This is a genomic window from Paenirhodobacter sp., assembly GCF_050177655.1.
Classification (GTDB): domain Bacteria; phylum Pseudomonadota; class Alphaproteobacteria; order Rhodobacterales; family Rhodobacteraceae; genus Rhodobacter.
In genome coordinates this window covers 46,920-58,720 of sequence record NZ_JBFXGV010000017.1, presented here as the reverse complement: position 1 = coordinate 58,720, position 11,801 = coordinate 46,920, and the positions used below count along the sequence as shown (strand labels likewise).

Here is an 11,801-nt window from a genome sequence, read left to right as displayed (position 1 = left end):
GGCACCTTCCACCCGGCGACCACGCTGCGCTCGCTTGGCTCGACCCCCTGGGCCGCGGCCTATGTGCAGCCCTCGCGCCGCCCGACGGATGGCCGCTACGGCGAGAACCCGAACCGGCTGCAGCACTACTATCAATATCAGGTGCTGATCAAACCCTCGCCTGCGAACCTGCAGGAGCTGTATCTCGGCTCGCTCGCCGCGATCGGTATCGACCTCGAACTGCACGACATCCGCTTCGTCGAGGACGACTGGGAAAGCCCGACGCTCGGCGCCTGGGGGCTGGGCTGGGAAGTCTGGTGCGACGGCATGGAAGTTTCGCAGTTCACCTATTTCCAGCAGGTCGGCGGCCATGATTGCAAGCCGGTCTCGGGCGAGCTGACCTATGGGCTCGAACGGCTCGCGATGTATGTGCTCGGCATCGACCACGTCATGCAGATGCCGTTCAACGACCCGGAGGCGCCGATCGCGCTGACCTATGGCGACATTTTCCGCCAGACGGAGGAGGAATATTCGCGCCACAATTTCGATGCCGCGAATACCGAGATGCTGCTTCGCCATTTCGAGGATGCCGAGGCGGAATGCGAGCGGCTGCTCGCCTTCCCGGCGGAGGATCCGAATTCGGGCAAGCGCATCGTGATGGCGCATCCGGCCTATGACCAGTGCATCAAGGCCTCGCATCTGTTCAACCTGCTCGATGCGCGCGGCGTGATCTCGGTGACCGAGCGGCAGGCCTATATCGGGCGCGTCCGGGCGCTGGCGAAGAAATGCGCCGATGCCTTCGTCACCACCACCGCGGGCGGCTGGGTGCCTGAAACGCAGGCCTGACGGCCGCGGGCCGGGGCTCAGGCGAGCCCCGGCAAGAGCGACCGCAACCCGGTCGCCACCATCTCGACCGCGATCGCGGCGAGGATCATCCCCATCAGCCGGGTCATGATGACGCGCAAAGTCTGCGACATCACCCGCCCGATCCGCTCCGCCATCAGCAGCACGACGGCCGTCGCCCCGAGCACGAGGCCAAGCGAGAGTGCGATCGCGCCATAATCCGCCATGCCCTGCGCCTGCCCGGTGAAGACCACGATCGTGGTGATCGTGCCCGGGCCGATGATCATCGGGAAGGTGATCGGGTAGAAGGCGACGCTGTCGAGATCGGCGTGATGCGCCTGTTCCGCCGCCGATCCGGCATGGGCCGCGACGCCGCGGCCGTTGAGCATGCCGAGCGCGATCATCATCAAAACGATCCCGCCCGCGACGCGGAAATCCTGCACCCCGATGCCGAAGACCGAAAGCACCCGCAGCCCGGCAAAGCCGATCATGAGGCACATCGCGGTGGAAAAGAAGATCACGGCGATCGCGGTGCGCCGCCTTTGCGCCGCGTCGAACCCCTCGGTCAGGCTCAGAAACATCGGCAGCGCGAGAAACGGGTTCATGATCGCGAAAAACGCGCCGAGCGACTTGACGAAATAGGCGGTGTCCATCGGTCCTCCGGTTTGGCGCCAGATTAGCCCGCCCGGCGCGGCAAAATCCACCCGTCGCGCCCGCCGCCGCTTGCGTGCCCTGCGCCGCCCCTGTATGCGCAGGGCATGGCGGTCAAGGGGCGATATGTCGGAGGCTTCATCGTGTTGAGTGCGCTCATCACCGGGGCGGCGGTCTATTATCTGCAGGTCTACGGCTATTATCACGCGGTCGAGGCCACGGCGCCCGCCGCCGAGATCCGCCTGACCGAGATCGAGAGCGGCACGCCGCAGCCGATCCTCGCCGAGGACATGCAGGCGATCGACGCCGAAAGCTCGCCCCTGCGGTTCCGCGGCTGCTTCCACACGCCGATGAGCCTCGCCATGCTGACCGAGACCTTCGAGGTCTACGACAAGGCGACACCGCTCAACGGGCCGGGCTGGTTCTCCTGCTACGACGCCGCGACGATCGGCGCCGATCTGCAGACGGGCCGGGCCGTCGCCTTCCTGTCCGAACACGATATTCATCCCGGGGTCGATCGCGTCGTCGCGGTCTATCCCGACGGCCGGGCCTATGTCTGGCAGCAACTGAACGACGAGGCGCAGAACTGACATGCCCGACCTGCTGATCGAACTTTTCTCCGAGGAAATCCCGGCGCGGATGCAGGGCATGGCCCGCGAGACGCTGCGCAAGATGGTGACCGACGGTCTCGTCGAGGCGGGGCTCACCTATGGCCACGCCGCCGCCTTCTCGACGCCGCGGCGCCTGACGCTCGCGCTCGAGGGGCTCACCGCCGAAAGCCCGACGCTGCGCGAGGAGCGCAAGGGCCCGCAGACCTCGGCGCCCGAAAAGGCGATCGAGGGGTTCCTGCGTTCGACCGGGCTGACGCTCGATCAGCTCGAGATCCGCGACGACAAGAAGGGGCAGGTCTATTTCGCCGTGGTCGAGAAACCCGGCCGCAAGGCGCCCGAGATCGTCGCCGAAGTGCTGGAAAAGACGATCCGCACCTTCCCCTGGCCGAAATCGATGCGCTGGGGCGCGGGCAGCCTGCGCTGGGTGCGCCCGCTGCATTCGATCCTGTGCATCCTGACCACCGAGGCAGGGGCTGAGGTCGTCGATCTGGAAGTGGAAGGGATCCGCTCGGGCAATACCACCCGCGGTCACCGCTTCATGGCGCCCGCCGAATTCACCGTCACCTCCTTCGAGGATTACGCCGCGAAGCTGAAGGCGGCGAAGGTCGTGCTCGACAGCGCGGAACGTGAGGCGATCATCTGGCACGAGGCGGGGCAGATGGCCTTTGCCCGCGGCCTCGACCTCGTCGAGGACAAGGGGCTGCTCACCGAGGTCGCGGGCCTCGTCGAATGGCCCGTGGCGCTGATGGGCGAGATCGCCGAGACCTTCCTCGGCCTGCCGCCCGAGGTGCTGCAAACCTCGATGAAGGAGCACCAGAAGTTCTTCTCGGTGAAAAACCCGAAAACCGGGCGGATCGAGGGGTTTGTCACCGTCGCGAACCGCGAGACCGCGGACCACGGCGCGACGATCCTGAAGGGCAACCTGAAGGTGCTCTCGGCGCGTCTTTCGGATGCGAAATTCTTCTGGGAACACGACCTGCGCGTGGTGCGCACCGAGGGGCTCGAAGGCATGGGCGCGGGGCTCGCGCAGGTGACCTTCCACAACAAGCTCGGCTCGCAGGCCGCGCGCATCGAGCGGATCGAGGCGCTGGCGCAGGAAATTGCGCCGCTCGTTGGCGCGCAGCCCGACCTCGCCGCCGAAGCGGCGCGGGTGGTCAAATCCGACCTGCGCTCGGCCATGGTCGGTGAATTCCCCGAGCTGCAGGGCCTGATGGGCAGCTATTACGCGAAGGCCGCGGGCCTGCCTGAGGCGGTCGCCAACGCCTGCAAGGGCCACTACTCGCCGCTCGGCCCCTCGGACGATGTGCCGAGCGAGCCGGTGACGGTTGCGGTGGCCTTGGCCGACAAGATCGACACGCTCACGGGCTTCTGGGCGATCGACGAGAAGCCGACGGGCTCGAAAGACCCCTTTGCGCTGCGCCGCGCGGCGCTGGGGGTGATCCGGCTGGTGTTGGCGAATGAGGTGCGAATTCATCTGGACAACATATTCAGCGATATCTTTTCCCGTTACCTCGCGGTTGAGGTTGAAAAGGTTAGAATGGATGTTCGAGCAGCGCTTGTGGCCGAGTTGATGGCGGGGAAGCGCTCGGCGAAGCAGCTTGAAAAAGCCCTCGAAACGACCGAGTGGGTGCATGCTTTTGAATATATAGAAGCCGCACACGAAGTTCCTGACAGTGCAAGCGAAGAAGATCTTGTTGCGGCGGAAAAAGCGGCAGACGCATATGCTGGCCATTACAGCGGCGTAGAGTGGCGCAATGCGCTCGGGCCTAAGATCGCCGACCTCCTCGCCTTCTTCCATGACCGTCTGAAGGTCTTCCTGCGCGACCAGAACATCCGCCACGACGTGATCGACGCCGTCCTCGCCATGCCGGGCAACGACGACCTGACCCTCGTCGTGAAGCGGGCCGAGGCGCTCGCCGCCTTCCTCAAGACCGAGGATGGCGAGAACCTGATTCAGGGCTTCAAGCGCGCGAACAACATCCTCACCCAGGCCGAGGCGAAGGACGGGGTGGAATATTCCTTCGGCGCCGACGTCAAATTCGCCGAAAGCGATGAGGAGAAGACCCTCTTCGCCGCGCTCGATACCGCCGAGGCGGCGATCGCGCCGGCGATGACGGCCGAGGATTTCGGCGCCGCGATGGGCGCGATGGCGGGGCTGCGCGCGCCGATCGACGCCTTCTTCACCGCGGTGCAGATCAACGCCGAGAACGCGATCGTGCGGCGCAACCGGCTCAACCTGCTCTCGCGCATCCGCCAGATCTGCCTTTCCGTCGCCGATCTGACGAAACTCGAAGGCTGATTTTTCCTGGCCAAAATACTCCGGCCGGAGGCATCCGCCGGCGGGGGCCGCGAAACGTCGCGTGACGGGGCGCGTCACCAAAGCGTCGCACTTGCGCCGCGCGCGATTCCGCCTATCCTGCCGCAGGGACAGGAGCATGCCGCAATGCAGAAATACACGGATTTCGCGGAATTCACCGAGCTGACGCCGGGCGCCGAGATCACCGTCGCGCGGCATGGCTGGCGCGCGAAGTGTCTGCAGCGGCTGATCCGGCTCGACCTGCCGGTGCCGAAGACGATGGCGCTGCCCTGTGACACGGTGCGCGCGATCGCCTCCGGGCAGATGCCCGACACCGCGCAGATCGCGGCGGCCTTCGGCGACGATCTGCTGGTTTCGGTGCGGTCCTCGCCCGAAAACCCCGAATGGGGCGGGCCGGGCACGGTGCTCAACGTCGGCATGAACGAGGCGATGCACGCGCGGCTGACCGATAGCCACGGGCGCGAGGCGGCCGATGCGCTCTACCTGCGCTTCGTGCAGATGTACTCGGTGCATGTCGCGCGGCTCGATCCCGAGATGTTCCATGACGAGCCGGGGCCGGGGGCGCTCGCCAATGCGATGGCCGCCTATCGCGCCGAGACGGACGAGGATTTCCCGCAATCGCCCGCGCGCCAGCTGGCCGAGGTGCTGCGCTCGATGGCGCGCGCCTGGGAGGGCACGACGGCGCGGCTTTTGCGGCAGGCGAAGGGCGCGCCGCCCGATGCGGTGCTGGGCCTGCTCGTGCAGCGCATGGCGCTCGGCATCGGGCCGGGGCTCTCCGGTTCGGGCACGATGCAATTCGTCGACAGCGTGACCGGCCTGCCGCGCATCACCGGGCGCTTCCGCGGGCAAAGCCAGGGGCGCAAGGCCTCGGTCGAGACGCTCTATCTCACCCGCGACCCGCGCGGCGCCTCGCTCGAGGAGGCCTCGCCCGAGGTCTTCGGCGAGCTGCGCCACTACGGCCTGCTCTGCCGCAACAAGCTGCGCGAGGAAATGCAGCTCGAATTCGCGGTCGAGGGCGGGCGGGTGTCGGTGATCGACGCGGTGCGCGTCACGCGCTCGGCGCGGGCGGCGGTGCGCATCGCCGTGGCGCTGGCCGAGGAGGGTGTGATCTCGCGCGAGGATGCGCTTTTGCGCGTCGAACCGCGCGCGCTTTCGGAACTGCTGCACTATCAGGTCGATCCGCGCGCCCCGCGTGAGCGGATCTCGCGCGGGATCGCCGCCTCGCCGGGCGCGGCGACCGGCAAGATCGTCTTCACCGCCGCCGCCGCCCAGGCCTCCGCCGCGCGCGACGAGGCCTGCATCCTCGTGCGGCGCGAGACCGTGCCCGAGGACATCCGCGGCATGCACGCCTCGGTCGCGGTGCTGACCGAGCGCGGCGGCATGACCAGCCACGCCGCGGTGATCGCGCGCGGGCTTGGTCTGCCCTGCATCGTCGGCTGCGTCGGCATCCAGGTCGACGCGAAGGAGCGGGTGCTGCGCGGCCCCGATGGCCGGATCTTCCGCGAGGGCGAGGTGATCACCGTCGACGGCACCAATGGCGAGGTGCTGGTAGGCGCGGCCGAGATGCTCGAACCCGCGCTGGGCGACGGGTTCCGCACGCTTCTGCACTGGGCCGACAATGTGCGCGACATCGGCATCCGCGCGAACGCCGACACGCCGGAGGACGCCCGCACCGCGCGGATGTTCGAGGCGGACGGCATCGGCCTCGCCCGCACCGAGCACATGTTCTTCGACGAGGACCGTCTCACGGTGATGCGCGAGATGATCTTTGCCGACAGCGCGCATGACCGCCGGATCGTGCTCGAGCGGCTGCTGCCGATGCAGCGCGAGGATTTTCTCGCGCTCTTCGACATCATGGCGGGGCTGCCGGTCTGCATCCGCCTGTTCGACCCGCCCTTGCACGAGTTCCTGCCGCATGACCGCGAGGGGATGCGCGAGCTGGCCGAGGCGCTCGACCGCCCGCTCTCCGAGGTGATGCGGCGCTGCGAGGCGCTTTCCGAGTTCAACCCGATGCTCGGCATGCGCGGCGTGCGCCTCGGCGTCACCGTGCCCGAGATCTACGACATGCAGGCGCGCGCGATCTTCGAGGCGACGGTCGAGGCGAACCGCCGCGGCGCCGCGATCACGCCGGAGGTGATGATCCCGCTCGTCTCCGCCGCGCGCGAGGTCGAGATCGTGAAGACGCGGATCGACGCCGTCGCCTCGGCGGTGAAGACCGAGATGAAGGCGGAATTCGACTTCCGCCTCGGCGTGATGGTGGAAACGCCGCGCGCCGCATTGCGGGCGGGCGAGATCGCGGAGCACGCGAATTTCCTCTCCTTCGGCACCAACGACCTCACGCAGATGACCTATGGCCTCTCGCGCGACGACGCCGGGCGCTTCATGTCGACCTATGTCAACCAGGGCGTCTACGCCGAGGATCCGTTCCACATTCTCGACGTCGAGGGGGTGGGGGAACTGCTCCTGATCGGGGCAGGGAGGGGCCGTGCCTCGCGCGAGGATGTCACGATTTCGGTCTGTGGCGAGCATGGCGGCAACCCCGAATCGATCGCCTTCTGCCGGGCGGCGGGCTTCGATTACGTGTCTTGTTCCCCCTTCCGGGTGCCCGTTGCGCGCCTTGCTGCCGCACATTTCGCCCTGCTCGCGCCGAAGAACCGGTCCGGCTTCTGATTTTGCAAAATTCCTGCGATTCCACTGGCGTTTTCAAAACGTTGGGAGTAATCGCAGCAATGTGAGCACGGGGGTGAGTCGTGCCCATTTGCGCGGATTTCCGCCGCTCTTGCGGCCGTAAGTCCGTGTTTTTGCACCCATAAGGTTTACAGCGGCCCGTGATTCCGGGTAAGGCGCTTCGGTCGCGGCTTTGGCCGGGGCGATGTCCTTATCGGAAGATACACATGTCAGTGCTGAAAAGCTGGACGGGGGGAGCCTTCCTCCTCCTTGCCCTCGCCGGAGGCTTGCGTGCCGAAGTTACGGTAAGCCAGTCGAACGATCCCGCGGAGGGGTCCGAACAGGGGCTCGTCGCGCTCCTGTTCCAGGATCGCAGCGGGCTCGAGGCGGTCGCACCCGAGCGCATCACCGCCATCACCACCACGCCGCGGGCGAAGGCCGGCAAGGCCGATGCAGCCCCCACGCAGATCACCGCCGAATGGCTCGCGAGCCAGCCCGAGGCGACGGGCAACGGCGAATTCCAGTGCCTTGCCAATGCGATCTACCACGAGGCGCGCGGCGAAAGCCTGCCCGGGCAGGTCGCGGTGGCCGAGGTGATCCTGAACCGGGTCGACGATCCGCGCTTCCCCGCCTCGATCTGCGGCGTCGTGCATCAGGGCAATGGCCGCGGCTGCCAGTTCAGCTGGGCCTGCGACGGGCGCTCCGACGCGGTGCGCAACGGCGAGGTCTATGGCGAGGTGAAGAAGGTCGCCCGCGCCATGCTCGACGGCGCCCCGCGCGATCTCACCGATGGCGCCACCTATTTCCACACCCGCGCCGTGCGCCCGAGCTGGTCGCGCCGCTTCGTGGAAACCGCGCGCATCGGCGCGCATCTGTTCTACGCCAATCCGCTGCAGACCGCCTCGAACTGAGGTCGCCAATCGCGCCGGATGTGACGTTTCGGGGTGGGCCTTTGCCCGCCCCTTTCCTATATGAGGGGCCAAAGCGAGACTCTCATGACCAGCGACACATCCCTTGCCTTTGCCCATCCCGAGGAGCGCGCGCTCGCCTCGGCGCCAGCCGATCCGCGTGACCGGATCAGCTTGCGCGATCACGTGGTCGAGGCCGAGATCGGCGCCTTCCAGCAGGAGCGGGGCCATGTGCAACGGCTGCGCTTCAATGTCGTGGTCGAGGTGCGCCCCGCGCCGCAGCCGCTTGCCGACGATGTCGACCGCATCCTGAGCTATGACCGGATCACCGAGGCGATCGCCGCCGAGCTCGCGGCCGAGCGGCTGAACCTGCTCGAGACGCTGGCCGAGAAGGTCGCCGAACGCATCCTCGCCGCGCCGCAGGCGATGCGCGTCTTCGTCCGCATCGAGAAGCTCGACCGCGGCCCGGGCGCGCTTGGCGTCGAGATCGTGCGTTCTCGCGCGAGCCTGCCGGTGCAGGCGCTGCCCGAAGAGGGGGCCGAGGCGCTGCATCCGGTGGTGGCCTATCTCTCGAATGACGCGATCGCCGCGCCCGACCTTTCCGCGCGGCTTGACCGGCTTGCCGCCTCGGGCGCGCCGGTGATCCTTTGCGTCGGCCTGCCCGAGGGGGCGGTGCCGCAGACCGGGCAGAAGGTGACGCAGCGCCGCGTCGATCTGCTCGCGATCGAGCAGAACGCCTGGGTGCTCGCCGCGCGCGACCGGCGCTGCATCGTGGTGGCGACCCGCACCGAGATCGACTGGGCGATGCGCCATGGCGAGATGGTGGTCTGGGCGCCCTCGAAACTGGTGCTCGACGCGGTCGACGGGCCGAAGGGCGCGGTGCGCGACACCGGCACGCTGATCCTCTGGCTGGCCGAGCAGATGGCGGCCGAGCGGCTCGAACTTCACGGCGATGTTTCAGCACCGGCAGGAAGCCGCGTGCCGGTGCTTGCCCGCCCGCTCTGATCGCCGCCGCCGCTTGCCAAGCGCAGGCCCGCGCGCGATACCGGCGCCATGAAGAGATATTATCGACCGATCGCCCAGACCGATGCCGCCCGTCCCGCGGGGGCGGTGCCGCTTGCGGGGGGCTGGTGCTGGTTTTCCCATGCCGAGGTGCTGACGCGCGCGGGCTCCGAGGGGCTGGTGCCGGTGGCGGATCTGCCCGAGGAGGTCGTCGCGCGGCTGAGCGCGCCGCGTGCGCAGATGGCCGATATCGGTTTTGACCGCCCCTCGATCATGGGCATCCTCAATGTGACGCCCGACAGTTTCTCCGATGGCGGCAAGTTCGACGCGCCCGAAGTGGCGCTTGCCCGCGCGCGCGCGCTGGTGGCGGCGGGGGCCGACATGCTCGACATCGGCGGCGAATCCACCCGCCCCGGCGCGCTGGAAGTGCCTGTCGAGGAAGAGATTTCCCGCACCGCCCCGGTGATCGCCGCGCTGCGTTCCGGCGGGTTCGCCACGCCGATCTCGATCGACACGCGCAAGGCGGCGGTGGCCGAGGCGACGCTCGCCGCCGGTGCGGACCTCGTGAACGACGTCTCGGCCATGCTCTTCGATCCGGCGATGGAGGCGGTCGTGGCCGCCACGCAGGCGCCGGTGTGTCTCATGCATGCGCAGGGTCTGCCCGAGGGGATGCAGGCCGATCCGCGCTATGACAACGTTCTGCTCGACGTCTACGACCACCTTGAGGAGCGCCTCGTGGCGGCGGAGGCCGCCGGCATCGCCCGCGCACGCGTGCTGATCGACCCAGGCATCGGTTTCGGCAAGACGGTGGCGCACAATCTCGCGCTGATCCGGGGGCTGAGCCTGTTTCACGGCTTCGGCTGCCCGCTTTTGCTGGGCGTCTCGCGCAAGCGCTTCATCGGCACGATCGGCGGGGCGGAGGCGGCCGATGCCCGCGCGCCCGGCACCCTTGCCGTGACGCTTGCGGGGCTTGCCCAGGGGGCGCAGATGCACCGGGTTCACGATGTTGCCGAGATCGCCCAGGGCGTCCGGCTTTTTGACGCGATAACAAGAGGCTACGAGCAATGACGCGGAAACTTTTCGGCACCGACGGGGTGCGCGGCGAGGCGAACAGCGATCCGATGACCGCCGAGATGGCGCTGCGCCTCGGCGCCGCCGCCGGGCGCTATTTCCGCCGCGACAGCTCGAACGGGCATCGCGTGGTGATCGGCAAGGACACCCGGCTTTCGGGCTACATGCTGGAAAACGCGCTCACCGCCGGGCTGACCTCGACCGGCATGAACGTGCTGCTCCTCGGCCCGGTGCCGACGCCGGCGGTGGGCTATCTCACCCGCTCGATGCGCGCCGATCTCGGCATCATGATCTCCGCCAGCCACAACCCGGCGAAGGACAACGGCATCAAGTTCTTCGGCCCCGACGGGTTCAAGCTCTCGGACGAGGCCGAGGCCGAGATCGAGGCGATCGTTGCCGGCGAGATCCGCCTTGCCCAGCCGCAGAACATCGGCCGCGCGAAGCGGATCGACGACGGGCTTGGCCGCTATGTCGAATATGCGAAGACGACCTTCCCGGCGCGCGACCGGATGTCGGGGCTGAAGGTCGTCGTCGATTGCGCCAATGGCGCCGCCTACAAGGCCGCGCCGCAGGTGCTTTGGGAGCTGGGCTGCGAGGTGATCCCCGTCGGCGTCGAACCCAACGGTCTGAACATCAATGAGAAATGCGGCTCGACCCATACGCAGGCCGCCGCCGAGGCGGTGCGGGCGAGTGGCGCCGATCTGGGTATTTCGCTCGATGGTGACGCCGATCGGGTGATGATCCTCGACGAGAACGGTCAGGTCGCTGATGGCGATCAGATCATGGCGCTTTTCGCGAAACGCTGGGCCGAGCAGGGCAAGCTGCGCGGCGGCGCGCTGGTCGCGACGGTGATGTCGAACCTCGGGCTCGAGCGGTTCCTCGACGGGCAGGGGCTGCGACTCGAACGCACCAAGGTCGGCGACCGCTATGTCGTCGAGCGGATGCGCGCAGGCGGCTTCAACCTCGGCGGCGAGCAGTCGGGCCATATCGTGATGACCGACTACGCCACCACCGGCGACGGGCTGATGGCGGGGCTGCAGTTTCTCGCCGCGATGGCGGAAAGCGGACAACGCGCCTCCGAGCTGGTGACGCAATTCGAGACCGTGCCACAGATGTTGAAAAACGTGCGTTATCAGGCCGGGCAGGCACCGCTCGAGGCCGATAATGTTCGAAAAGTGATAGCCGCCGCCGAGGCGCAGATCGCCGGCAAGGGCCGCATCCTGATCCGGAAATCGGGCACCGAGCCGCTGATCCGGGTGATGGCGGAATGCGAGGACGAGGGGCTGCTGAGCGCCACGGTCGAGGGTATCGTCGCCGCGGTCGAGGCGGCGATCTGAGTTAGCGCGGGCGCGGATCTTTCAGCGCGTCGCGCCAGATCTCCCGGGTCTCTTCCGTCACCGAGGGGGCGGAGAGCTGCCGGAGGTCTTCGGCGACGAACCGTTCGAAGCGGGGCAGCGACTGCCCCGCCGCCTGCCATTTCAACAGGAAGGAGCGGGCGAAGGCGGTCCGGGCGTCCTCCGTCTGGCCAAGTTCGGCGAGCGCCAGCCCTTGCCAGAAGGCGTTTCCGGCGCGTTGCGCATCGGTCATCAGAAAGCCCAGACGCGCATCGCCGCCTCTGCAGGCGGCGAGACGGTCTTGCGCAGGATAGATCAAATTATGGCACTTCGCCGAACCGAAGGCGCTGACCATGAAATAGGTCCAGAACGCCAGGAACGGGATCGCAAAGAGAGCGGTCAGGCGGGCCTTCGTCAT

The 11,801-nt window shown here is 67.7% G+C and carries 10 protein-coding genes; 8 read left to right on the top strand and 2 right to left on the bottom strand.

Annotated elements, in window-relative coordinates; genetic code table 11:
- Nucleotides 1-825 (top strand): glycine--tRNA ligase subunit alpha (locus AB7U46_RS08590; RefSeq protein WP_428336543.1); only part of this gene is annotated, 825 nt, incomplete at its 5' end.
- 17 nt (nt 826-842) lie between these two features.
- Here the strand turns inward: AB7U46_RS08590 and AB7U46_RS08585 are convergent.
- Nucleotides 843-1,475, bottom strand: a complete 633-nt coding sequence (locus AB7U46_RS08585; protein ID WP_428336542.1) for a MarC family protein — start codon at nt 1,473-1,475, stop codon at nt 843-845.
- A 141-nt stretch (nt 1,476-1,616) separates the two neighbouring features.
- Between AB7U46_RS08585 and AB7U46_RS08580 the strand changes: the two genes are divergently transcribed.
- The 7 genes from AB7U46_RS08580 (at nt 1,617) to glmM (ending at nt 11,386) form a co-directional block, all read left to right on the top strand.
- Nucleotides 1,617-2,063 (top strand): DUF6446 family protein, encoded by a 447-nt coding sequence (locus AB7U46_RS08580; RefSeq protein WP_428336541.1) that lies wholly within the window; start codon nt 1,617-1,619, stop codon nt 2,061-2,063.
- Nucleotide 2,064: 1 nt separating this feature from the next.
- Nucleotides 2,065-4,383, top strand: coding sequence for a glycine--tRNA ligase subunit beta (glyS, locus tag AB7U46_RS08575; RefSeq protein WP_428336540.1), 2,319 nt, complete (start codon nt 2,065-2,067; stop codon nt 4,381-4,383).
- Between the two features lie 144 nt (nt 4,384-4,527).
- Nucleotides 4,528-7,071 (top strand): putative PEP-binding protein, encoded by a 2,544-nt coding sequence (locus AB7U46_RS08570; protein WP_428336539.1) that lies wholly within the window; start codon nt 4,528-4,530, stop codon nt 7,069-7,071.
- Nucleotides 7,072-7,295: 224 nt separating this feature from the next.
- Entirely contained in the window at nt 7,296-7,979 is a 684-nt protein-coding gene (locus tag AB7U46_RS08565) for a cell wall hydrolase (RefSeq protein ID WP_428336538.1), read from the top strand.
- Nucleotides 7,980-8,063: 84 nt separating this feature from the next.
- On the top strand, nt 8,064-8,981 hold the full coding sequence (locus AB7U46_RS08560; RefSeq protein WP_428336537.1) for a dihydroneopterin aldolase: 918 nt from the start codon (nt 8,064-8,066) through the stop codon (nt 8,979-8,981).
- Between the two features lie 48 nt (nt 8,982-9,029).
- A complete protein-coding gene (folP, locus tag AB7U46_RS08555; RefSeq protein ID WP_428336536.1) occupies nt 9,030-10,046 on the top strand; it encodes a dihydropteroate synthase in 1,017 nt (338 codons plus the stop codon).
- A complete protein-coding gene (gene glmM, locus AB7U46_RS08550; protein ID WP_428336535.1) occupies nt 10,043-11,386 on the top strand; it encodes a phosphoglucosamine mutase in 1,344 nt (447 codons plus the stop codon). Before folP ends, glmM begins: the two co-directional genes overlap by 4 nt.
- Before the next feature lies 1 nt (nt 11,387).
- On the opposite strand, the gene AB7U46_RS08545 is transcribed toward glmM, so the two are convergent.
- Nucleotides 11,388-11,801: a hypothetical protein gene (locus AB7U46_RS08545; RefSeq protein WP_428336534.1), complete on the bottom strand. Its 414-nt coding sequence runs from the start codon at nt 11,799-11,801 to the stop codon at nt 11,388-11,390.

Coding starts and splice junctions, on each gene's coding strand:
- AB7U46_RS08585 (WP_428336542.1), bottom strand. CDS start 1,475: ATGGACACCGCCTATTTCGTCAAGTCGCTCGGCGCGTTTTTCGCGATC.
- glyS (WP_428336540.1), top strand. CDS start 2,065: ATGCCCGACCTGCTGATCGAACTTTTCTCCGAGGAAATCCCGGCGCGG.
- AB7U46_RS08570 (WP_428336539.1), top strand. CDS start 4,528: ATGCAGAAATACACGGATTTCGCGGAATTCACCGAGCTGACGCCGGGC.
- AB7U46_RS08565 (WP_428336538.1), top strand. CDS start 7,296: ATGTCAGTGCTGAAAAGCTGGACGGGGGGAGCCTTCCTCCTCCTTGCC.
- AB7U46_RS08560 (WP_428336537.1), top strand. CDS start 8,064: ATGACCAGCGACACATCCCTTGCCTTTGCCCATCCCGAGGAGCGCGCG.
- folP (WP_428336536.1), top strand. CDS start 9,030: ATGAAGAGATATTATCGACCGATCGCCCAGACCGATGCCGCCCGTCCC.
- glmM (WP_428336535.1), top strand. CDS start 10,043: ATGACGCGGAAACTTTTCGGCACCGACGGGGTGCGCGGCGAGGCGAAC.
- AB7U46_RS08545 (WP_428336534.1), bottom strand. CDS start 11,801: ATGACGAAGGCCCGCCTGACCGCTCTCTTTGCGATCCCGTTCCTGGCG.